Origin of the sequence: Mycobacterium mantenii, from assembly GCF_010731775.1 — a bacterium.
GTDB lineage: Bacteria > Actinomycetota > Actinomycetes > Mycobacteriales > Mycobacteriaceae > Mycobacterium > Mycobacterium mantenii.
The window spans coordinates 983,875-1,005,477 of the sequence record NZ_AP022590.1 but is presented as its reverse complement, the minus strand read 5'-3'; the positions used below and the strand labels follow the sequence as shown (position 1 = coordinate 1,005,477).

Sequence of the window (21,603 nt, the reverse complement as noted above, 5' to 3'; positions counted from 1 at the left end):
GTTCTCTCAGTTTCCGCCGGTGAAGTGGGTGGGCACGACCACGATTAGTGGGCGTACCAGCCGACGGTCGGGGTTCATGTCCTGTGCCAGCGCCTGCTCGTCGTCGATGCGCCGCGTGCGCTGACGCAGTCCGCTGTGCTGGGTCATGCTCTGCGCCTGCTGTTTCCACTGCTGGGTGCGGTCCAGCCAGTCCTGAATCCGCTGAGCGGTGTCGGCGCGGATGGCCTCGGCGTGCTGCTCGGCCGCGGCGTCGGCAACCGTGACGGCGGTGGTCACCAGAGGTTGCAACCCTGCGGCGTCGGAGAAGTCTCCGGCGTTGATCGCGCTCAAGCTCAGCGTGTCGATGGCGGCGTGCGCGCTCGCATGCGGGGTGGCGAACCCGACTGCGGGTTGGTCTGGGTAGGGGAACTCGACGGTGTAGTAAGACGCGGCCACCACCTGTCCGCGCAGGTTGGACTGTGTGACCAGCACCAGCACCGTCGGCGAGGCCACCTCGCCGCGCACCGCGAAGATCTCGTCGCGGCTCAGTTCGGCCAGCGCCCGGTCGGCGGCCCACTCAATCACCGGATGCAACGGGGCAAGGAAGTGCGCCTCCGGCCAGCTGGACTGCGAGGTACCCGAGCGGGCCTGCACCAGTTCGTCGCGGCCACGTGCAGGGGTCAAGGCGAGCTTGAAGGATTCGACGACTTTGCGATCCCGTAGATAGGACTGGGGCAATACCTGCAGTCGCTGCCGCAGGTCGGGTGGCGGCACCAGCGAGGCGATCGAATGTAGTTGGTGGACTTGCCATTTGATGCCGTTAGGCGGGGCCTGATGCGGGGTCGTGACGAACTCCTCGACTGCATCGGCGAGGAACGCGAAATCGGTGTCGTAGACACCGTTGCCGTCTGGAGCGGGCGCAGCGACGGGTTCGGTGGCCGGCTGGCCGATGACCCCGGTGGACAGCCCAGCGAAGAAGGCGTCCATCCCGCCGGCCGTGCGAACCTCGTCGACGCTGCGCACCACCGCGTCGAGGTCCGCGCTGCCCTCGAGCACCCGGCGAACCGCCTCTTCCTCTGCCTTGACGTCGTAGGTGCCGATCAGCGACGCCGCGTCACCCAGGGCGGTGTGGGCCTCGTGTTCGCGTTCCACCAGGCGCGTCAGCACCCGGATGTCTCCGCTGAACCGATCGGTGGACGGGGTGAGCAGCAGCGCGGTGATCACCGGGCGGTGCCGCTGCCCGTACCGGTCGATGCGGCCGTTACGCTGCTCGATGCGGATCAGGCTCCATGGGATGTCGTAATGCACGAGGTGGTGGCAGTGGGTGTGCAGGTTCACGCCCTCGGAAGCGACGTCGCCGGTGACCAGTACCCGGATCGGGGAGGACTCAAGTTTGAACGACTCCACGATGTCCTGCTGATCCTTATCGCTGAGCCCCCCGTGCAGGACGGCCACCTGATCGGCGGCGAGCTGGAGGTCCCGCACCAGGGCTTTCGCCAGCCAGTGCAGGGTGGCCACCCGCTCGGCGAACACCACCACTCGGCGATCGCTGGTCCGTGCCACGCCGATCTCGCCGAGGTACTTCAGTAGCGCGTCGTACTTGGCTGACTTGGACCTGAGTGCTTTGTCGTTCAGTTCGGAGAGTCGTTGCAGAGCTTTGCGTTCCCGTGCCGCCTTGGGCTCGTGGTCGTCCAGGCGGCGCGTTCTTTCGCGGATCGACTCGGCCAGCGCGGCCGGCGAAGACAGGAACGCCTTGGCCAGTACCCATGGGAACAGCGCGCCGGTGCTGCCCGAGTAGGGCGACCCACCCGAGGTCGGCCACAGCCAGACGTCTTCGAGTTCGCGGGCAATGGCGTCTTCAGCGGCAGATGCCGGCACGGTGACGTTGCGAGGTGGCTGCCGTTCGGCCCAGTCCGAGCCCACCTCGGCGGCCACGTCGGGGTGATGGCGGTGTCGGCGGATCACCAGTTTGGCGACCTGGTCGAGGTCCAGTTCGCCTGCCGGGTTCACCGCGCTGGGGTCGAGCATGCGCACCAGCTCCGCGAACGACTCGGCCTTTCCGTTGTGTGGGGTTGCCGATGCCAGTAACAGCGCGTCGGTGCGTTCGGCCAACAACCGGGCCAGCCGGTTGTTCTGCGACGCGGTGTTGGTGACGTTGTGGGACTCGTCGACGACGACCGCATCCCACCACTGCTTCTGTAGGTGGGCGACGTAACGATCGCTCTTGAGGGTGTCGATCGAGATGATCACCCGCTTGTAGTAGGTGAACGGATTGCGGTTGCCGGGCAAGACCTGCCGGATCCGCTGGATGCCGGTCGAGTCCAGCCGCACGAACGGCAGCGCGAACCTGGTCCACAACTCCATTTGCATCTGCTCGAGCACATGTTTGGGCGTGACGATCAGGATCTGCTCGCCACGGCCGCGGCGTACCAGTTCGGCCAGGATCATGCCGATCTCAATGGTCTTGCCAAGCCCGACCGCGTCGGCCAGCAGGATCCGCGGGCGCAGCTTGTCCGGGTCGAGCGCCTTGCGTACCGCTTTGAACTGGTAGTCCAGCGGATCGCTCAAACCGCTGCGCGCGACGGAGAGGTCCGGATCGGAGGCCGCGATAGGCGTCTTGCGCAGTGTGGCCTCTAGCCACAGCCGCGACCGGCGGAAGTTCGACGACCTGTCTGCGACCAACCCGACGTTCGCCGGGTCCACGGTGACGACCTTTTCGATGCCGGTGGAGAAGGTGGCCTCGGTGTCACGCACCAACTCTGAAAGCCCGATGACGTGTACGAAGAAGCCGTCGGTGGCTTGCTCCACCTTGGTGACGAGCCATTCCGCGTCGCGCACCAGTACGACGGAGCCCGGAGCGGCGTTGAAGCCCTCAATGTCGGGGGCCGGCCTCATGACGGGGTGCTTCGCGAGCGTCACATCATTTCCGGGACTTGGTGTGCGTGTTTGTTGTGTCAGCTGTTTGGGAGAGTTGGGCGGGACTGCGCCTTGCGGTTTCGGTGCGCGATCGGCCTTCCTCGAATCGATTGGGGGAACAGTATCGCCGTCCGCTCCGACAACAGCTCGGATGGTGTCCTCGGATACACCGAAGAACTCCGCGGATTTCGTGACCATCTGGGCAACTACGCGGCGTCTCTGGTTGACGTCCGCGGTGGACACCGCCAAATCGAACTCTCTTCGGATCCGATTCCTTTGCCCGGAAGTCAGTAGCTCCTCGGGTAGCACCTCCGGCAGTTCGTTGTGAAGCAGGTGGTCAATGGTGTCGTAAGAGATCCCGTACTTCGCTGCCAGCTCAGCACAGGTGTTGCGCATCGCCCACTCAACGCCATGCTCGTCAACGGCATCCTGAACTGCCCGACGGATCGTTGAGCGCTGACCTGGTGACAGATGGTCGGCCTCTTCTTGCCGTGCGTCCCCCACGCGACCCCACGCTAGCCGTGCTGGTTCGCTGGCGCCCGAATTTGCCCCGCCGCGCTCTCGCATCAGCACCTTCCCACAGAGGTGATGCTCCTATTTCTGTCACGGGTCAAGCGGCGTCGATTTGGTGGGTGACGAGCCAGTTGCGGTACTAACGGCACTATTCCAGGGGGCGTGCCCAGTAGAAGGCAGCAGAGAGACACGGCAGTGGTGGAATGCCGAAATGCGTAGCGGACGCGTGCAGCCACATTGCGCAATGTCCGATGATCATCCGCTGGTACGACGACCCGTGGATTGGCACGTTCTGGCCGGCGCTGCGAATGTACCGCCTGATTATCCGGGAGACGGTGTACCCCGCCATCTCACCCGTCGCGGGAGGAGCGCGCGTGGGGACGATGGTCCCGAGTAAGCTCAAAGATCGAAATCGGGCGGTCCTCCAAACGGCGAAGGCCGGGGGGTCCCTTCTGTAGCGTTTCAGATTTGCGACTCGTCCCAAGGCTCGTCGGGTGTAGTGGCGATCGCCGACTTCGGCCCTGATGTCGACGAGCCTGCATCAGCGGCTAAGTCGATCGCCTGAATCCTGGCCGCAATACTCATCTGCTGCCGGATCAACGCCGCCAATGCCGGACCCGCTGTCTTCGGGTCGTCGATCGCCTGCGCAATCCGATTTCCCAACGCTACAAGCAGCTGGCGGCGATCGCCGCTCGCCGCAGCGGCAACAACCGACTTCGGCGCCGCCTTCCGCGGAGCCCGCTTCGCGGGCGCCTTCTCACCCGCCTTCACAGCGCGCAGCCTGCGCTCAGTCACGTTCGAAAGTCCCTTCTGCTCATTTGAAAAAATCCTGGCGGAGGGGGCGGTGCATATGCCATGGGGGGCGGCGTGACCCACCCCGGGGGAGCCTCCCCCTGGTCGACTTGTGGCCTGTCGCAACCGTGCGGTGCGGGTTGCAGGGTTTTGGTTCGATGACGGCAGCATGCCCCGGGACGCCTGATGTACAGCAGACAGTGTTGTGAAGCCCGATGGTTCGCTCGGTCGACACATCGCGTAGCCCTGCCATCCGGGTCGACATCATCGGCGCGGAATGCCTCGCTCATCGCGGAGTCTCGACGTTGGTCGTGGGGAAGGTGTTGTCATCAAGCGCTGTGGGGAGAGTCGCCGACGGCCCCTCTTCAGCGACGACGCACCACGTTCCCTCGACCAAGGTCGGGAAGCCGTGTTCCCTGAGCCAGTCGTTATGTTCACTTAGCCACGCTTCGAGTCGTCTCCGCCACGCGTATTCTTCCTCTACCTCTTGTAAGTAACGCTCGTGTTCGAATTGCTGCAGAAGGCCGCGGCGCCGCACAGCGAGGGCAAACACTATGCCCACCGCTGATGGTGCGACGCCGATGCCGCCCTGGGTTTCAGAGGCGAATTCTTCTCGCAGCCAGGCGAGGTTGTGCCAATCGTCAGAGGCGACGTCAGAGACGCCGCGGCTATGTGTCGCCGAGTCGACCTCAGAGCCGAGGACGAAACGTTCCTTCAGCCAAGCGAGGGCAACCGGCTCTGTCAATTGATGTGTGGCCAAGGCCTCAAGGCGCGGGTCGCACTCCGCTTCGAACAACAGTCGAGACTGCACGTGGGTTCGGCGGTGTTTGGCGTCATCGGCGGCTTCGGCGGCCTCCTTTGACTCCGCAAACCATGGTTCCGAGGGCGGTTCGAGGGAAGCGAAGGGGTTCGTTGGGGTCATGGGTGGTTCCTTTCAGTTGGGATGGAAGCTGATTGATGTTCAGGTGCACGTGAAGGGTGGACTCCGGCAGCAACATTCAGGTCGACCGATTAATCGAGGCGTATGGCTCACCGGTCGGGCTTGTCTCCGCAGTCGAGACAGACGCCGCGCCGACCGCGGGTGTTGTGTCCACAATTCGCGGCGCGCTCGGCTTCGTCGAGGTCACGGACAGCCGCCCGCCACTCGCCGACTTCAGCGGTCATGTGTGCTCGACCCGATCGGCGTCATCGTCGGTGCCCGTAGTCCTGGTCCGCGACCACCGACCGCGCGTGAAAGCCGGCTGGAGGTCGACGCGCACAACGCTGTGCACGCCTATGCACAGCGGGCCGCATGGAGTGAGTTCGGCTTCGGCCTGCCGTGCTTGCCCGGTGGTGTCCCAGTAGGTGCACTCGACCGCGATGGGCCCGGCATAGTTGCGGCGGTGGCAGACCAGCACGGCGTGGCCCGGTCGCGCGGTTGGCGGGCTCATCGGAGGTCTCGTTTCAATGCGGCGTACCAAGGGCAGCTGTCGTCGTGCTGCACGGCGCCGCGGAAGTGTCCGGGTGCGACCTCGACGACGGCCGAGACACTGTTGCAGTCCGGGCATTCGAGGGCTGCCCTGACGTCGATGCCCGGTTCGTGGCGACGGATTCGCACGCGCGCACGCCGACGCTCAGCTCGGTTCACTTGACACCGCCCGGACGGGCCACGGCGCCCGGCGCCCTGGGTCCGCGGGTGTCCCTTACGGGACACGCCCGCTGGGACACGTTGGGGCGCGCCGTGTCCCGGTGTGTCCCCGGCGCGATGGGGACACATCTGACCAGCGGAAATGTCGAACGGCCGATGCGCGGTTCGGGGACACGTTCGAGCGATGTGTCCCCGCGGAATCGGGGACACATCGACCTGCGGTTTTGGTGCTGGGACGGAGTGCTGCTTTCGAAGCTCGGGGGCACATGCGCAGCGATCACGTCAGTTCCTCTTGGACCGAACCGTCGGCCAGCGTCGCTGCTGCTTTCCGCGCCTTCACGGCGGCAGCCACTACGTCGTTGCGCACCTTGAACCCGCTTAGCCGCAGCGCGTCGCGCGCGCGGCGCGCTCCGGTGTCGACAGGCAGCAGAAGCTGGATCATGGCGTCGATGCACTCCCCGATTCGCCTGCGCTCGGCGTCGGGCATCGACTTCGGCCGGACGATGTGCCGTAGATGCGGGTCGTACTGGCGCAGTAGCAGCACTCGGTCGGGATGCGCATTGCCCCGCTGCCGTTCGAGGCCAAGGTTGACGAACATCTCGCCGTCCTCACCACCGGGTGCGGTGTCAAGAGTCCACACAGCGTCCACGTCGTCTGCCTTGGCGCTCGACCCCCGTGCGGTGGTCTTCACGCCGTGCCCGCGGTGGTCGAGCCGCACGACGGCGCGGCCGGCGCCTTTGAGTGGCGCCAGCGTGTGCCGATATAGCGCCCGATAGGTGTCGGCGCTGTTCTCCTCGCCGGCCACCACGCGGGCCACCGTGTCGATGACTATCAAGGCAGCATCGTGATAGTTGGCAACGTCGACAAGGTCCAGACCACCGGCGGGCCCATCAAGCGGTGGCATCGACGGAAACGACAGGAAGCGCAGGTTGCCCAGTTCGTCAGCCGTGTAACCCATGTCGCGTAGCCGTTCGATGAGGTCGAAATTGCTGTTCTCGTGGTCGACGTAGAGCACCCTGACCGGTGGCGATGGTCGGCAGCCCAGCGCAGGACGTCCTGTGGCGATTGCGGCGGCGACGTCGAGCATGAGCAAGCTCTTGCCGGCCTTCGCCGTCGACACGAGCGCGTAAGACTGCCCGCGAGCGATGAAGTCGGGGACCAGCCAGTCGACTTCCTCGCGCGCGCCGTCGAATGCTCGTTGCCAGTCGACGACCGGGTACCGCTTGTGGGCTGGCGTCGGGGCCGGGCCTGCCCCTCCAGCCGAGGCGCCGTCCCCAGGTGGGCCGGGGTGGTCGGACCTTTCGAAGTTGGCGACCGCGGCCATCTGCCGTGCCGAGACGAGGCCGGGATCGACGCGAGCGGTCACGCGAGGGCTCCGTCTGTCAGTGTGTACAGCAATTCGGCGAGCTCACGATCCTTGCCGCCGCGTCGCCAAAGTGCTTGCAGCACCTCATATTCAAGCAGTGGAACGTTGCCGGTGGCGAGGACGTGCAGCGCGGCATCTCGGCCGGCGTCGATCCGCTTGTCCGACAGCGGCGGTACGGTGCACCGGCACGGCCAGGGATCGCGGCAGCCACAATCGAGCGGGTTGAGGCGGCTCGCCGCGGCGTGGCGCCGGTGCCAGGTGGCGACTCCTCCGCCGCTATCCTCTGAGCAGTCCGCCGCTGTGGATTCTGATGAAGCCGCCTTGGTCTCCGACAGGCGGCTTTTTCTTTCGTAGATCATCAGGCCGGGGCGCCGTCGAGCAGGCTAGCAACGAACGCATCGACGTCAGCTTGCGGGATGAGCGCTCGCGCACCGACTTTCACGCGTCGCAGCGTGCCGCCGTCAATCAATCCGTACACGGTGCTGCGGCCGACGCTGAGTTGTCCGCAGACGTCACCGATGGTGCACAACTTGCGCTGAACGAGGGTTGGGGTCGCTTTCTTCAGCACAGGGACTTCCCTTCTGAAACGGGAACGCCGAGCAACAGACAAGACCATCTGGATCTTGTCCGTGCTCGGCTGCCGGTTCAGCAAGTCCCGGTTCGGGACTCAGCGGGTGGACCCCGGTTCGGGGGGTGCGCCGTTCGTCTCAGCTTCTACGATCTCGCCGGTCCGGGGTTCCCGGTGGGTACTGCGCCGGTCGAATCTGCCTGTCTAGCAGCGTGTCGCCTGTAAGCCTTGATTAGCGTTCGGAGTTCGGTAGCGGTCACTGTACCCGCCCGTCCCAATTTGTCGGTGCATGGCGTGGCTGCGCGTGTCCATCGCTATCCTGCGGTGTGCGACCACTTGACCTTGGAAGGACGGTTTATGGCTACGCGGCGTGCTGATGGCGAGGGTTCGTACCGGCAGCGACCCAACGGACTCTGGGAAGCGTCGACTCGCTACACCGCGGCCGACGGGGAGCGGAAACGGCTCAGCGTGTACGGGAAGACCCGCGCTGAGGCGCGCGGCAAGCTAAACGACGCGCGCAAGCGGATCGCTGAGGGCGCTCCCCCGCGCGACGACAAGCAGACGGTCGGGTCGTGGTTGGAGTCCTGGCGCACGACGGCGCTGCCGGCGTCGTCGCGCAAAGGAACCACTCAGGAGCTTTATGCGAATCTGTGTCGCAAGCACTTGGAAGGCGACGCCAAACTTGCCGCGCTGAGGCTCGACCAGATTCGGCCGACCCACATCGAATCGCTCGTAATGCGTCTGCGCGGCAGAGAGTTATCCGACAGCACCGTTCGACAGGTGTACACGGTGCTGCGGGCCGCGCTCGATATCGCTGTCCGCGACGGACTGCTGGCGGCCAATCCGACGGCGAAGGTGAAGCGTCCCGCTGTCACGCGGAAAGAAGCGCGCTATCTGTCCACCGAAGACGTGCGGCGACTCCTGAGCCATCTGGACGGGCTTCGGTACCGGCTAGCGGTGCTGGTCCTCGCGGCAACCGGAATGCGCCGCGGCGAAGTCGCCGGCCTGCGCTGGGCTGACGTCGACCTGACTAAGGGTGAGTTGACCGTGGCCGGCGTCGTCGTGCGCGTCTCTGGCGCGTTGGCGTGGACGGCGCCGAAGACTGATCGTTCGCGCCGGCGCATCCCGTTGACGACCGGGCTCATCGCCGAGTTGAAGAAGCACCGCAAGACGCAGATCGCCGAGCGCCTGAACGCTGGCGACCAGTGGGTCGAAACGGGCGCGGTGTTCGCCACCGAGCGCGGCGGGTGGCTCGACCCGCGCAACCTACTGCGCACTGTCGAAATTGCAGCGAGCAAGGCTGGGATCGAGAATGTCGGCGCGCACACGCTGCGCCACTCGGCGGCCGTCGGCTGGTTGGAGTCCGGCGTCCACATCAAAGCCGCGGCCGACTTGCTCGGACACGCGTCGATCAGCATCACAGGCGATCTGTACGGGCACACCAGCGATGACGCTGCGCGGGCCGCGGTGAAGGGACTCAGCGATGCGCTCGGACTGTGAAGGCGGTATGCAAAGGCGGTACGTAATAGAAAGAGGCACCTTCAGAACTCTCGGAAAGTGCCTCTGACCTGATGTCGGGCTGACAGGATTTGAACCTGCGACCACTTGACCCCCAGTCAAGTGCGCTACCAAACTGCGCCACAGCCCGCGCGCCGATGCGTGCACCGGCAGCAGGTCGAAAGCCTACCGTAAACGGCCCACCACCCCGCTAATCGACCTTCCCCGACGCGGCGCCCACCGTCTCGACCCAGTTCAGCAGGGCCGCGGCGAGTTCGGCCTCCCGGCCGTAGAACCGCTGCGCCGGCACGGGCACGCTCACCGCCATCATCTGGTCGGTCGGTCCGCCGAGCGCCGTGCCCACCGCGCAGATCCCTTCGGTCTGCTCCTCGCGGTCATAGGCGACGTCGTCGGCCTGAATCTGTTCCAGTTCGTCGCGCAGCGCGACCGGGGTCGTGATCGTGTTCGCGGTGAACGCAACCAGCCGGCTGGGCAACACCCGATCGCGCTCGGCGGGCGGCAGCTTGGCCAGCATGGCCTTCCCATTCGCGCAGCAGTGCAACGGGAACGATTCGCCCACGGCGCTGATCGCGCGCAGCCGGTGCGGTGAGACCACCTGGTCGACGAAGGTCGCGCGATCCCCGTCCAGGATCGACAGGTCGACGGTCTCCCCCAGCTCGCGGGACAGCTCCTCCAGGAACGGATGCATGTCGATCACCAGGCCGGCCCGCACGCTACCTGCCATCCGCGCGATCTCCGGCCCCAGCCGGTACCGTCCGCGCACGCCACGCGATGCCACCAGACCCTCGTCGTCGAGCGCGTTGAGGATGCGGCTGACGGTGGAGCGCGCCATGCCCAGCCCGTCACCGATCTCGGCCTGGCTGAGTCCACCGGGATGCGCCTGCAACAGCCGGAGCATCTCCGCCGCACGGGCGATGACCTGAATACCACCGCTGCGGGCATCAGATTCGGTTGTCACGCAACCTGTCCCGTCTCGATTCGGTAGTTGCCGGTAGGGTCCATGATCGCCACCAGACGCACGATGCAGCCGTCGCCGCCGACCCAGCGCCACGGGAAGGCGGCGAAGGTGACCCGCTTGCCGGTGACCTTGTCCAGCTCGCCGCCGACGTTCTCGAAGCCGTAGATGCCCCTCGACAGGATCGCCCGGTGACACGGTTCCCACTCCGGGAAGTCGTCGAGCACGCTGCGGCCGGTCTCCTGCTCGTATTCCTTTACCGCCCAAGGCAATAGGCCACCGGTGTGCTCGGCGGGTCCGTGCGGCCCGATCGACGTGGCCAGCGGATGATCGAGCGCCTGGGTGTCGGTGCCGACCGCCTTGACACCCTTGGCGGCGAACCACTCGCCGGCTTCCTTGTAGAAGCCCGGCGAGTAGGCGTAGTACGCGGCGCTGTCGGAGTACTTGTGGTGCCACCCGGTGTTGACGATGACGATGTCGCCGGGCCGGATCTGCGGACTGGCCTGCTCCAGGTCCTCGGCGGTGACGACGCCCCACTTGTCCTTCGGGATCGACACGACAACGCCGGTGCCGAAGAAGGCGCTAAGCGGGATTTCATGCAGGAACGGGGTGCCCTCGACGACGTGCGCGGGCGCATCGATGTGGGTGCCCGAATGCATTACGGTGGTGATCTTTTGGGTAAGCACGCGACTTCTGGCCATATTGTGCAGTCGCTCGATCTTGACGTCCTCGAAGTACGGCCAGGCCGGCACGCCGTGACCCCACGGGTGGGACAGATCGTAGAACTCCAACGTCGATTCGGCTTGGCCTAGTGGCCAGTTAAGGCTCATGTTGGTTCCTTTCAACACGCCGTGTATCCGCCGTCCAGGTACATCACCTGGCCGGTATAGAAGTTCGACGCGTCGCTGAGCAGATAGATCAGCGCGCCGACGAAGTCGTTGGGTTCGGCAAAGCGCCGCAACGGGATTCGTGCGAACATCGCCTCGCGGGTGGCGCGGCCCTTCTCGTCGTCGGTGTAGATCCATTCGGTCAGCTCGGAGCGGAAAACCGTTGGCGCGAGCGCATTTACCCGGATCCCGGCCGCACCCCATTCGGCGGCCAGGCTCTTGGCCAGCAGGTCGGTGGCCCCCTTCGACGGGCAGTACGCGCTGTAGCCGGCGGGATGGCCCAGCGCGCCGCGCACCGAGGACACCAGCACGACGCTGCCCCCACCGCGCTGCTTGAGCAGCACCCGTCCGGCCGCCTGACACACCAGCCAGGCGCCGCGCGCGTTGGCGTCCATTACCCGGTCGAAATCCTCGACGGCCATCTCGGTGATGGACGCGACGTGGTTCATGCCCGACGCGACCAGGACGCCATCGAGCCGGCCGTGCCGGGCGACGGCCGCCTCGACCATGGCCTGGGCGTCGGCGGGGGTATCCGGGCGGCGGCTGACCACCGCGGCATCGTTGAAGCCGGGCCCGTCGACCAGCCGGGCCAGTCCGTCCGCGTTGCCGCCGGCCAGGGTGAGGCGGGCTCCCGCGTCGGCCAGCGCCCGGGACGCAACGCTGCCCAGCGAGCCGGTCGCCCCGGTGATCAGGATCGACTTGTCTCGCACGCTGAAGCGCGCCGCGGTGTCCACTACTGCCTCCGCTATTTCCACAATGCGGTTATATCAACCCGTTATGCGAGAGACGTTAGGCGGGGCGGCCGCCCAATGTCAAGGCATTATCCTGTGATACAGCTTTCAGATTCCATATCGCGGGAACAGCTAGGCGGTCACTCGGGAAGCATGGTGTGACTCGCAAACTTGCTAGCGCATGCGCCAGCCGAATCGAGAAACACCGATTGGTTCCGGCGAGGCGAGGACCTTAAACCCCGGAGAGGCCGAGAACCCCCGGAGAGGCCGAGAATCCCGGAGAACCACGGCGCTCAGCGCCGCCTGGCGCCCCGCTTTTCACGCACCCGCACGTTGATCCGAATCGGCGATCCCTCAAACCCAAAGGTCTCACGCAGCCGGCGCTCCAGGAAACGCCGATACCCTGCCTCCAGAAAACCGGTGGTGAACAGCACGAACGTCGGGGGCCGGGCGGTGGCCTGGGTGGCGAACAGGATGCGCGGCTGCTTGCCACCGCGCACCGGGGGCGGCGTGGCCGCCACCACCTCTTTGAGCCACGAATTCAGCGGGCCGGTCGGAATCCGTGCGTCCCACGACGCCAATGCGGTCTCCATCGCGGGCACCAGCTTCTGCAACGCGCGGCCGGTCTTGGCCGAGATGTTGACCCGCGGCGCCCACCGCAGCTGCACCAGCTCGCGGTCGATCTCGCGCTCCAGCAGTTCGCGGCGGTCCTCGTCGACCAGATCCCACTTGTTGAAGGCCAGCACCAGGGCGCGGCCGGCCTCGATCACCATCGACAGCACCCGCTGGTCTTGCTCGGTGAGCGGTTCCGATCCATCGATCAGCACGACCACCACCTCGGCCGCGTCGATCGCCGAGCGCGTGCGCACCGAGGCGTAGAACTCGTGCCCGCTGGCCTGGCCGACCTTGCGCCGTAGACCTGCGGTGTCGACGAATCGCCACACCCTGTCGCCCAGCTCGATCAGCGAGTCCACCGGGTCCACGGTCGTCCCGGCGACATCGTGCACCACCGAGCGCTGATCCCCGGCCAGCTTGTTCAGCAGCGAGCTCTTGCCAACGTTGGGCTTGCCGACCAGCGCGACGCGCCGCGGGCCGCCGGGCGTGGGCGCGACCTCGGACACCTCGGGCAGCGCGGCCAGCACCGCGTCGAGCAGATCCGCGACGCCGCGGCCGTGCATTGCGCTGATCGCGTACGGTTCGCCGAGCCCCAGCGACCACAGCATCGCGGCGTCCGCTTCGGCCTTGTCGCTGTCAACCTTGTTGGCCGCCAAGAAGACTGGCTTGCCCGACCGCAGCAGGATCCGGGCGGCGGCCTCGTCGGCCGTGGTGGCGCCAACGACAGCGTCGACCACCAGGATCACCGCATCGGCGGTGCGCATGGCCACCGAGGCTTGATCGGCCACCAGTTGCTGCAATCCCTTGGCGTCGGGTTCCCATCCCCCGGTGTCCTGCACGATGAACCGGCGGCCGGTCCACAGCGCGTCGTAGGACACCCGGTCGCGGGTGACGCCGGGGACGTCCTGCACCACCGCCTCCCGTCGGCCCAGGATCCGGTTCACCAGTGTCGACTTGCCGACGTTGGGCCGGCCGACCACCGCCACCACGGGCGCCGGGCCGGCCTCCTGGAGTTCGTCCACACCGAGTTCGACGGAATCCCAGTCGCTTTCGTCGCTCCACGTGCCGTCTTGGCTCACCGCACCGCTCCGCTGCGCTGCTTGACCAGGTCCCGCAGGTGGGAAATCACCTGCGCCTCGGTCATTTCGCTGGTGTCGACGACCACGGCGTCCGGGGCCGCCCGCAGCGGTGACACCGCCCGGGTGGAATCCAGATGGTCGCGACGGCGGACGTCGGCCAGCACCGCCTCGTAGTCGTCGGTCAGCCCGGCCGCCACGTTCTGGTCGTTGCGCCGCCGCGCCCGCGTTTCGGCCGATGCGGTGAGGAAGATCTTCACGGGCGCATCGGGCAGGACAACGGTACCGATGTCCCGGCCCTCGACGACCACGCTGCCCGGGCCCTCGGCCATTTCGCGCTGCAGGCCGACCAGTTGGGTACGCACGGCGGGAACCGAGGACACCGCCGACACCGCGGCGGTGACCGGGTCGCCGCGGATCTCCGCCGAGACATCCTCTCCGCAGAGGAAATAACGGTCGCCGTCGGGGTGATAGTCGATCGACATCCGCACCGTCTCCGCCGTGTGCGCGACGGCCTCGGCGTCGGCCGGGTCGATGTCGCCGCGCAGCACGGCAAGCGTCACCATCCGATACATCCCGCCGGTGTCCAGGTAGCGCGCCCCCAACGCTTGAGCCAATCCCTTCGACACCGAGGACTTTCCGGTGCCCGCCGGGCCGTCGATGGCCACCACGACGTCAGTCACAGGCCCACCGCCTTGTACAGCTGGCCGACCTCGTGATGTGCCAGCGCCCGAATGGTGCCCGGCCGCTGCTTGCCCAGCGAGACCGGCCCGATGTCGGTGCGCACCAACGACTCCACCGGGAATCCCGCGGCGGCCAGCAGCCGTCGCACGATCCGTTTGCGCCCCTCGTGCAGCGTCACCCGCACCAGCGTCTTGCCCGGGATGGCGTCCACCACCGCGAACTCGTCGAGTTTGGCCACCCCGTCGTCCAATTCGATCCCGGCGCGCAGCTTCTTGCCCAGCCCCCGCGGCACCGATCCGGTCACCGTCGCCAAATATGTCTTGGGCACCTCGTGGGAAGGATGCATCAGCCGGTGCGCGAGCTCGCCATCGTTGGTCAGCAGGATCAGCCCTTCGGTGTCGGCGTCCAACCGCCCGACGTGAAACAGGTTCTTGTTGCCGCGAACCTTGCGCTCGACCAGATCGCCGATGCACGGCCGGCCGCGGTCGTCCGACATGGTGGAGTGCACACCGCGCGGCTTGTTCAGGGCCAGATACACCTGCGAGTCGTCGAGCACCACCCGGGCTCCGTCGACGCGGATCATCGCGGAGTCCGGGTCGACGCGGGTGCCCAGTTCGGTCACCACCTGCCCGTCGACCTCGACGCGGCCGTCGATGATCAACTTCTCGGCGGCCCGCCGCGACGCAATTCCGGCTTGGGACAACACCTTTTGCAGCCGGATCCCCTGAGCTTCGTCCATCAATCCTGGTCCACGTCGAACGTCAGCGACTGGTCGGACGATTGACCGCCGGAAAGTTTGATGAAACGTGGCTCGCTGTCCAGGGATTCGCTGAGGTCCTCGATCGTGTCGACGTCGGGGAGCAGCGGCGCGATGTCCGGCAGGTCGGCCAGCGACGTCAGGCCGAGCCGCTCCAAGAACAGGTCGGTGGTGGCGAACATCACCGCGCCGGTGTCCTCGTCGGCGCCGGCCTCGGTGATCAGGCCGCGCGCCAGCAGCGTGCGCATCACGGCGTCGACGTTGACCCCGCGGACCGCGCTCACCCGCGCGCGGGTCACGGGCTGGCGGTAGGCGACCACGGCCAGCGTCTCCAGCGCGGCCCGGGTGAGCTTGGATCGCGCGCCGTCCAGCAGCAGCTTCTCGACGTAGGGCGCGAACCGGGAGCGGGTGTACATCCGCCAGCCCTCGCTGTTCTGCCGCAGGTCGATGCCGCTGTCGCGGGCGGTGAGTTGTTCGGCCATCTCACCCAACTTGGTGACGATCCGGTACACCGGTTGCTGGGTGGCAGACGCCAGCGCCTCCGCGGTGACCGGGGTGTCGACCACCAGCAGCAGCGCCTCGAGCACGGAGCCGAGTTCCTCGGAATCCATGGGCGCGGCCTCGGCGATGTCCGGGATGCCCACGTCCAGATCCGTTTCCAGATCGACGTCCGGCAAATCTTCAGTCACTTATTCGTCCCGCACTTCTACCAAGGCTTCACTGGCCGGACGTTCGCCGGTCCACGAGATTTGGAGCACGCCAAGCGGCTCTGACTGGTCGAATGCTACCGCCCGCGACCGATACAGTTCGAGCAGCGCCAAGAAGCGCCCGACCACCTCCATCGACGCCTCACAGTCGGCGACCAGCTCGGAGAACGTGGCCCACGCGCCGCTGCCCCGCGCTTGAAGGATCGCCAGCAACTTCTTGGCCTGCTCGGGAACCGAGACCTGGACCTGGTGCAGGTGCCCGACGGACACGGTCGGGACGGGCCGCGGGCTGAACGCGATCGCGGCGATCTGGGCGAAGCGCTCGGCGTCGACGCCGATCATCACCTCGGGCAGCAGTTCGGTGAACCGGTCCTCCAGCGACACCGAGCGCGGGTAACTGCGCAGCGCGGTGGCCTCCAGTTCGGCGAACATCTCGGCGACGTGCTTGAACGCGCGGTACTGCAGCAGCCGGGCAAACAGGAGGTCGCGCACCTCCAGCAGCGCCAGGTCTTCGTCGTCGTCGACCTGTCCGGCGGGCAGCAGCCGGGCCGCCTTCAAGTCCAGCAGGGTCGCGGCAACCACCAGGAACGCGGTGGTCTCCTCCAGCTCCAGCTGCGGACCGATTTCGCGGGTGTAGGCGATGAAGTCATCGGTGACCTGGTGCAGCGCCACCTCGGTCACGTCGAGGCGATGGGCGAAGATCAGCTGCAGCAGCAGGTCGAACGGGCCCTCGAAATTGGTCAGGCGGACCTGGAAGCCGTTCTGCTGTGGCGCCTCACCGGTTTCGGTCGCGTTCACGCGCCGAATCGGTCGATGAACTCACGGGCCAGCGCGCGATAAGCGATGGCCCCGGTGGAGCGCGGGGCCCAGGTGGTGATGGGTTCGCCGGCAACGCTCGTCTCGGGGAATCGGACCGTTCGGGTGATAACGGTGTCGAACACCAGGTCACCGAACCGCTCCACCACCCGGGCCATCACCTCGCGCGAGTTGACCGTGCGGGGGTCGTACCGGGTGAGCAGGATCCCGCTGATCTCAAGCTTCGGGTTGAGCCGGTCGCGCACCTTGTCGACGGTGTCGGTGAGCAGCGCCAGGCCGCGTAGTGAGAAGTACTCGCACTCGGTGGGGATCACCACGCCGTCCGCGCAGGCCAGGCCGTTGACGGTGAGCAGCCCCAGCGACGGCTGGCAGTCGATCAGCACGTAGTCGTAGCGGTCCAGCACCGGGTGCAGCGCGCGGCCCAGCGTCTGTTCGCGTCCCACCTCGTTGACCAGCTGGATCTCGGCGGCCGACAGGTCGATGTTGCTGGGCACCAGGTCCATGTGCTTGACCCGGGTTTGCAGCAGCACGTCGTCGATGGACACGCGCGGCTCGACCAGGACGTTGTGGATGGTCTTGTCCAGCTCGTAGTGCGGGACACCCAGGCCCGCAGACAGCGCGCCCTGGGGATCCATGTCCACCAGCAGGACCCGGCGGCCGTATTCGGCCAGCGCGGCGCCGAGGTTGATGGTGGAGGTGGTCTTCCCGACGCCACCCTTTTGGTTGCACATGGCGACGACCTTGGCCGGGCCGTGCGAGGTGCGCGGCTGTGGCTCCGGGATCGCCCGCGGCGGCCGCCCGGTCAGACCGAGCTCGACGCCGCTGTCCGGCTGCTCGGTCATGGCGAGGGTGGTCGGGAGGTGAACATCGTCGGAAAGTCTAACGGGTTCGTCGCGCGAAACTCGGCGACCCGCAGGCAATTAACCAGCCAATATGGGCAAAAATCGGTGGTAGAACGCACATCCCGACAGCCTATTCACTTCAGTCACAGCAGCACCAATTTCTGAGGAGAGATGCGGACTCGAATCGCGCTAGCACCGGCGCTATCGCTTTCGTGAATGACCAATAGTCACCACAGCGGCCCCCACAAGGGATCGGCCACCGGCCTATCGTGACGTCTATAAACCTGAAGCGACGGATACCTCTACTGCGTTGGTCGGTCTGGCGCATGGCCGCCGGCGCTTAGGACATCGCCACCACCGGCCAGATCGATGACGGGCGGGAAGTGGCCGCCGTCGAGTACGCCCTGCAGAACGCGCGGGGCGGCGACATCGACGACATGCTGGCCAACATCGACAAGTTCGCCTACCAGAAATCGCTGCTGATCAACGTCGGCGACGAGAAAGGCTAGCTGCTCGACGCCGCCGTGCGGCGGGCCGATCCCGCGCTCGCGCTGGAACTGGGCACCTACGTCGGTTGCGGCGCGTTGCGCATCGCCCGGGCCGCCCCGAAGGCCAAGGTGTTCTCGGTCGAACTCGCCGAGGCCAACGCCGCCAATGCCCGCCGGATCTGGGCCTACGCCGGCGTCGCCGACAACGTCCGGGTGCCGGGCTCGCCGAAGTACCGCGAGTACATGCACCTGCAGCAGGGCAAGCGGTTCAAGACCGTGGCGCACAAGGCCCACCTCGAGTACCAGACGCTGCTGTCCGACCTGGTGCTGGAATCCGAGTACCTGGGCTGAGCGGGCCGGCGGGAAGCTACCGCGCCCGGGGGTGGGCTTCGGCCCACACCTCGCGCAGCGCGTGCACGGTGACCATGGTGTAGATCTGCGTCGTCGTCACCGAGGCGTGTCCCAGCAGCTCCTGCACCACCCGCACGTCGGCGCCGCCCTCCAGCAGGTGGGTGGCGAAGGAATGCCGCAGCATGTGCGGCGACACCCCCGAGGTGATCCCGGCGCGCTCGGCTGCGTCCTGCAGGACCTGCCAGGCGCTTTGCCGCGACAACCGCCCGCCGCGCACATTGAGGAAGATGCCCGGCGTTCCGCGCCCGCGCCGGGCCAGCTCCGAACGCCCCCGCACCAGGTAGGCGTCCAGCGCGGCGACGGCCGGACGCCCGATTGGCACCAGCCGCTGCTTGCCGCCCTTGCCGCGCAACAACACCGAGCGGGCGTGCGTGTCGACGTCGTCGACGTCGAGGCCGACGGCCTCGGAAATCCGTGCGCCGGTGGAGTACAGCAGCTCCAGCAGCGCCCGGTTGCGCAGCGTCAGCGGACCGTCGGCCGGGCTCTCGCCGCCGGCGCCCTCCAGCAGCGCCAGAACCTGGTCGATGGTCAGGCTTTTGGGCAGCCGGCGCCCGGGCGTCGGCGGGCGGACCGCGCGAGCCACGTCGAGTTCGGCCAGCCCTTCGGCGGCGGCGAAGCGATGCAGGCCGCGCACCGCGATCAGCGCCCGCGCCGCCGACACTGCGGACAGCGCGGCGGCCCCGGTGTCGGGATCCCCGCGGCGCAGCGCCACCAGGAATTCGCTCACGTCGTTCTCGCCCACCTTGGCCAGGTCGTGAATTCCCCGGTCCGACAGGTGTTTCGTGTAGCGGCGCAGGTCGCGGCGATACGAACTGAGAGTGTTCGCGGCGACGCCGCGCTCGATCGCGAGATGGTCAAAGTAGCCCTGCAACTGCGTGTCCAGCGTGAGTGCCGTTGTCATTGCGCGGCCCGCCCGCCTTTTCGCGCGGCGAACGCCGTCGGCCTGTCGACCCACGGGCTGTCCGCCGGCCGGGGGCGCGCGAACCCCTCGGTGACCGCATGAGCGGCCAGAATCCCGGCAATCGCAATGGAATTCACCACCTCGCCGCTGAACACCATCCGCGCCGCGTCGGCAACGGGGAACCAGCGCATGGTCATGTCGGCTTCCTCGTGATGCGCCTCGGGCCGATCCACCTCGCTGAGTCCGGTGGCCAGATAGATCCGCACCGACTCGTCGGAAAAGCCCGGGGCGGAGTTGAGATCGGCCAGCACCTGCCAGGTCGCCGCGCGCAGGCCGGCCTCCTCCTGGAGTTCGCGCGCGGCCGTCTGCTGCGGCGGCTCGCCGGCGATGTCGAGCAGTCCGGCGGGCAGCTCCCACAGCCGCCGGCCGAACGCATGCCGGTACTGGTAGATCAGCGGAAGGTTGTTCTCGGCATCCAGCGCCGCGATGGCGACCGCCCCGTAGTGCTCGACGACCTCACGCACCGCGGTGGCGCCGCCCGGCATCCGAACCCGGTCACTGCGTAACGCGAAAATCTTTCCGGTGTACAGCGTTTCGGATGACGCCGTCTCGAAGACGTGGTCAGCCACGGGTCGCGGGCTCTGGTATCGGCCGCGCAGCGCTGTCTCGGTGCTGGATGCCGTTCGATGACTGCTCCGGGATCTCCACCGGCAGCAGCTCGCCCGCCTTGTAGTCGATTGCCGCGCCCACGAATGCGACGAACAGCGGGTGCGGCCGGGTGGGCCGGCTCTTCAGCTCCGGGTGAGCCTGGGTGCCGACGATGAACGGGTGCACGTCCGGCGGGTATTCGACGAACTCCACCAGATGGCCGTCGGGAGACGTCCCGGAAAACCTCAGGCCGCTCTCCGCAATCTTGTCGCGGTAGGCGTTGTTGACCTCGTAGCGGTGGCGGTGCCGCTCGGAGACCTCCGTGGCGCCATAGGCCTGCGCCACAATCGAATCCGGCTCCAGCACCGCCGGATAGGCGCCCAGCCGCATGGTGCCGCCCAGGTCGGCTTCGCCGGCGACGATGTCGACCTGGTCGGCCATCGTGGAGATCACGGGATCCGGTGTATCGGGGTCGAATTCGGCCGAGTTCGCCTCGGCCAGACCGGCGGCGCGGGCGGCCTCGATCACGATGCATTGCAGCCCGAGGCACAGTCCCAGCACCGGCAGCCCCCGCGTGCGGGCGTGCCGGATCGCGCCGATCTTGCCCTCGATGCCGCGGATGCCGAACCCGCCGGGGATCAGCACGCCGTGCACGTCGCCCAGGGCCGACGCCGCACCGGCCGCGCTCTCGCAGTCGTCGGAGGCAACCCAGACCATCTCCACCTTGGCGTGGTGCTTGAACCCGCCGGCGCGCAGCGCCTCGGTGACCGACAAGTACGCGTCGGACAGCTCAACGTACTTGCCCACCAAGGCGATTCGCACGATCTCGTGCGGTTCGTGCACCCGGCGCAGCAGGTCGTCCCATTCGGTCCAGTCGACATCCCGGAACGGCAGGTTGAGCCGGCGCACCACATAGGCGTCGAGTTCCTCGCGGTGCAGCACCTTGGGGATGTCATAGATCGACGGCGCGTCCGGGGTGGAGATGACGCCGTCGATGTCGACGTCACACATCAGCGCGATCTTGTTCTTCAACGCCTCGGGAACGTCGCGGTCGGAGCGCAGGATCAGCGCGTCAGGGGTGATACCGATGCTGCGCAGCGCGGCCACCGAGTGCTGGGTGGGTTTGGTCTTGAGTTCCCCCGACGGGGCCAGGTAGGGCACCAGCGAGACGTGCAGGAAGAACACGTTCTCGCGGCCCAGGTCGTGACGCACCTGGCGGGCCGCCTCCAGGAAGGGCTGCGACTCGATGTCGCCGACGGTGCCGCCGATCTCGGTGATGACGACGTCGGGGCGGTTGCCCTGGGCGTCGGGCTGGGCCATCGACAGGATGCGCCCTTTGATCTCGTCGGTGATGTGCGGAATCACCTGGACCGTGTCGCCGAGGTATTCGCCGCGCCGCTCCTTGGCGATGACCGTCGAATACACCTGTCCCGTAGTGACATTCGCCGAGCCGGACAGATCGCGGTCCAGGAACCGCTCGTAATGGCCGACGTCGAGGTCGGTTTCGGCGCCGTCCTCGGTGACGAAGACCTCGCCGTGCTGGAACGGGTTCATGGTGCCCGGGTCGACGTTGAGGTACGGATCGAGCTTTTGCATCGTCACGTACAACCCGCGAGCCGTCAGGAGCTGACCAAGGCTGCTGGCGGTCAATCCCTTGCCCAACGAGGAAGCGACTCCCCCGCTGACGAAGAGGTGCTTGGTAACGGATTGCGGGTGCTTTCGCACAGGCGACCTCCGTGAAGACGGGCAGGGCGTGAAAAGTGTTCTAGCGAATAACTAGATGGGCCTGCCGACCCACGGAAACCC

Annotated in this window: 21 protein-coding genes, 1 tRNA gene and 1 pseudogene; 2 read left to right on the top strand and 21 right to left on the bottom strand. The window is 66.9% G+C overall.

Annotated elements, in window-relative coordinates; translation table 11 throughout:
• Window positions 1–6 precede the first annotated feature (6 nt).
• The 8 genes from G6N50_RS04710 to G6N50_RS04680 all read right to left on the bottom strand — a co-directional run bounded on the left by G6N50_RS04710 (window position 7) and on the right by G6N50_RS04680 (window position 7,761).
• Window positions 7–2,874 carry a helicase-related protein gene (locus tag G6N50_RS04710; RefSeq protein WP_083094156.1) on the bottom strand — a complete coding sequence of 956 codons (2,868 nt, stop codon included), beginning with the start codon at window positions 2,872–2,874 and terminating at the stop codon, window positions 7–9.
• A 996-nt stretch (window positions 2,875–3,870) separates the two neighbouring features.
• Window positions 3,871–4,179: a hypothetical protein gene (locus G6N50_RS04705; RefSeq protein ID WP_083094157.1), complete on the bottom strand. Its 309-nt coding sequence runs from the start codon at window positions 4,177–4,179 to the stop codon at window positions 3,871–3,873.
• Window positions 4,180–4,486: 307 nt separating this feature from the next.
• On the bottom strand, window positions 4,487–5,122 hold the full coding sequence (locus G6N50_RS04700) for a hypothetical protein (protein WP_083094009.1): 636 nt from the start codon (window positions 5,120–5,122) through the stop codon (window positions 4,487–4,489).
• Window positions 5,123–5,229: 107 nt separating this feature from the next.
• Complete coding sequence (locus tag G6N50_RS29690; RefSeq protein WP_269473846.1) at window positions 5,230–5,364, bottom strand: hypothetical protein; 135 nt, start codon at window positions 5,362–5,364, stop codon at window positions 5,230–5,232.
• Window positions 5,361–5,630 carry a hypothetical protein gene (locus G6N50_RS04695; RefSeq protein ID WP_083094010.1) on the bottom strand — a complete coding sequence of 90 codons (270 nt, stop codon included), beginning with the start codon at window positions 5,628–5,630 and terminating at the stop codon, window positions 5,361–5,363. The genes G6N50_RS29690 and G6N50_RS04695 overlap by 4 nt, the downstream gene beginning before the upstream one ends.
• A 474-nt stretch (window positions 5,631–6,104) precedes the next feature.
• Entirely contained in the window at window positions 6,105–7,193 is a 1,089-nt protein-coding gene (locus tag G6N50_RS04690) for an AAA family ATPase (protein WP_083094011.1), read from the bottom strand.
• Complete coding sequence (locus G6N50_RS04685) at window positions 7,190–7,552, bottom strand: hypothetical protein (RefSeq protein WP_083094012.1); 363 nt, start codon at window positions 7,550–7,552, stop codon at window positions 7,190–7,192. Before G6N50_RS04685 ends, G6N50_RS04690 begins: the two co-directional genes overlap by 4 nt.
• Entirely contained in the window at window positions 7,552–7,761 is a 210-nt protein-coding gene (locus tag G6N50_RS04680) for a helix-turn-helix domain-containing protein (RefSeq protein WP_197748053.1), read from the bottom strand. Before G6N50_RS04680 ends, G6N50_RS04685 begins: the two co-directional genes overlap by 1 nt.
• A 357-nt stretch (window positions 7,762–8,118) precedes the next feature.
• Between G6N50_RS04680 and G6N50_RS04675 the strand changes: the two genes are divergently transcribed.
• Window positions 8,119–9,261 carry a tyrosine-type recombinase/integrase gene (locus G6N50_RS04675; protein WP_083094014.1) on the top strand — a complete coding sequence of 381 codons (1,143 nt, stop codon included), beginning with the start codon at window positions 8,119–8,121 and terminating at the stop codon, window positions 9,259–9,261.
• A gap of 74 nt (window positions 9,262–9,335) precedes the next feature.
• Here the strand turns inward: G6N50_RS04675 and G6N50_RS04670 are convergent.
• From G6N50_RS04670 to G6N50_RS04625, 10 genes are all read right to left on the bottom strand, one after another.
• Window positions 9,336–9,409, bottom strand: a tRNA-Pro gene (locus tag G6N50_RS04670).
• Between the two features lie 60 nt (window positions 9,410–9,469).
• Complete coding sequence (locus tag G6N50_RS04665; protein WP_264028756.1) at window positions 9,470–10,237, bottom strand: IclR family transcriptional regulator; 768 nt, start codon at window positions 10,235–10,237, stop codon at window positions 9,470–9,472.
• Window positions 10,234–11,064: a cyclase family protein gene (locus G6N50_RS04660; protein WP_083094015.1), complete on the bottom strand. Its 831-nt coding sequence runs from the start codon at window positions 11,062–11,064 to the stop codon at window positions 10,234–10,236. Before G6N50_RS04660 ends, G6N50_RS04665 begins: the two co-directional genes overlap by 4 nt.
• Before the next feature lie 11 nt (window positions 11,065–11,075).
• Window positions 11,076–11,876: an SDR family NAD(P)-dependent oxidoreductase gene (locus G6N50_RS04655; protein ID WP_083094016.1), complete on the bottom strand. Its 801-nt coding sequence runs from the start codon at window positions 11,874–11,876 to the stop codon at window positions 11,076–11,078.
• Between the two features lie 269 nt (window positions 11,877–12,145).
• On the bottom strand, window positions 12,146–13,546 hold the full coding sequence (gene der, locus G6N50_RS04650) for a ribosome biogenesis GTPase Der (RefSeq protein ID WP_083094017.1): 1,401 nt from the start codon (window positions 13,544–13,546) through the stop codon (window positions 12,146–12,148).
• Window positions 13,543–14,226: a (d)CMP kinase gene (gene cmk / locus G6N50_RS04645; protein WP_083094018.1), complete on the bottom strand. Its 684-nt coding sequence runs from the start codon at window positions 14,224–14,226 to the stop codon at window positions 13,543–13,545. The genes der and cmk overlap by 4 nt, the downstream gene beginning before the upstream one ends.
• Window positions 14,223–14,966 (bottom strand): pseudouridine synthase, encoded by a 744-nt coding sequence (locus tag G6N50_RS04640; protein ID WP_083094019.1) that lies wholly within the window; start codon window positions 14,964–14,966, stop codon window positions 14,223–14,225. Before G6N50_RS04640 ends, cmk begins: the two co-directional genes overlap by 4 nt.
• Complete coding sequence (scpB, locus tag G6N50_RS04635) at window positions 14,966–15,673, bottom strand: SMC-Scp complex subunit ScpB (RefSeq protein WP_083094020.1); 708 nt, start codon at window positions 15,671–15,673, stop codon at window positions 14,966–14,968. The genes G6N50_RS04640 and scpB overlap by 1 nt, the downstream gene beginning before the upstream one ends.
• The gene (locus tag G6N50_RS04630) at window positions 15,674–16,489 is read right to left on the bottom strand and encodes a segregation/condensation protein A (protein WP_083094021.1); all 816 of its coding nucleotides are present in this window, start codon (window positions 16,487–16,489) and stop codon (window positions 15,674–15,676) included.
• Window positions 16,486–17,349 carry a ParA family protein gene (locus G6N50_RS04625; RefSeq protein WP_067908171.1) on the bottom strand — a complete coding sequence of 288 codons (864 nt, stop codon included), beginning with the start codon at window positions 17,347–17,349 and terminating at the stop codon, window positions 16,486–16,488. The genes G6N50_RS04630 and G6N50_RS04625 overlap by 4 nt, the downstream gene beginning before the upstream one ends.
• Window positions 17,350–17,696: 347 nt before the next feature.
• On the opposite strand from G6N50_RS04625, the pseudogene G6N50_RS04620 reads away from it, so the two are divergent.
• Window positions 17,697–18,188 (top strand): annotated as a pseudogene (locus G6N50_RS04620) (hypothetical protein).
• Between the two features lie 16 nt (window positions 18,189–18,204).
• On the opposite strand, the gene xerD reads toward G6N50_RS04620, so the two are convergent.
• The 3 genes from xerD to G6N50_RS04605 are packed head-to-tail and all read right to left on the bottom strand — an operon-like array spanning window position 18,205 to window position 21,522.
• Complete coding sequence (xerD, locus tag G6N50_RS04615; RefSeq protein WP_083094022.1) at window positions 18,205–19,149, bottom strand: site-specific tyrosine recombinase XerD; 945 nt, start codon at window positions 19,147–19,149, stop codon at window positions 18,205–18,207.
• Window positions 19,146–19,778, bottom strand: coding sequence for an NUDIX domain-containing protein (locus G6N50_RS04610; RefSeq protein WP_083094023.1), 633 nt, complete (start codon window positions 19,776–19,778; stop codon window positions 19,146–19,148). Before G6N50_RS04610 ends, xerD begins: the two co-directional genes overlap by 4 nt.
• On the bottom strand, window positions 19,771–21,522 hold the full coding sequence (locus G6N50_RS04605; RefSeq protein WP_083094024.1) for a CTP synthase: 1,752 nt from the start codon (window positions 21,520–21,522) through the stop codon (window positions 19,771–19,773). The genes G6N50_RS04610 and G6N50_RS04605 overlap by 8 nt, the downstream gene beginning before the upstream one ends.
• Window positions 21,523–21,603 lie beyond the last annotated feature (81 nt).

Coding starts and splice junctions, on each gene's coding strand:
- G6N50_RS04710 (WP_083094156.1), bottom strand. CDS start 2,874: ATGAGGCCGGCCCCCGACATTGAGGGCTTCAACGCCGCTCCGGGCTCC.
- G6N50_RS04700 (WP_083094009.1), bottom strand. CDS start 5,122: ATGACCCCAACGAACCCCTTCGCTTCCCTCGAACCGCCCTCGGAACCA.
- G6N50_RS29690 (WP_269473846.1), bottom strand. CDS start 5,364: ATGACCGCTGAAGTCGGCGAGTGGCGGGCGGCTGTCCGTGACCTCGAC.
- G6N50_RS04695 (WP_083094010.1), bottom strand. CDS start 5,630: ATGAGCCCGCCAACCGCGCGACCGGGCCACGCCGTGCTGGTCTGCCAC.
- G6N50_RS04685 (WP_083094012.1), bottom strand. CDS start 7,552: ATGATCTACGAAAGAAAAAGCCGCCTGTCGGAGACCAAGGCGGCTTCA.
- G6N50_RS04675 (WP_083094014.1), top strand. CDS start 8,119: ATGGCTACGCGGCGTGCTGATGGCGAGGGTTCGTACCGGCAGCGACCC.
- G6N50_RS04660 (WP_083094015.1), bottom strand. CDS start 11,064: ATGAGCCTTAACTGGCCACTAGGCCAAGCCGAATCGACGTTGGAGTTC.
- G6N50_RS04640 (WP_083094019.1), bottom strand. CDS start 14,966: ATGGACGAAGCTCAGGGGATCCGGCTGCAAAAGGTGTTGTCCCAAGCC.
- G6N50_RS04625 (WP_067908171.1), bottom strand. CDS start 17,349: ATGACCGAGCAGCCGGACAGCGGCGTCGAGCTCGGTCTGACCGGGCGG.
- xerD (WP_083094022.1), bottom strand. CDS start 19,149: ATGACAACGGCACTCACGCTGGACACGCAGTTGCAGGGCTACTTTGAC.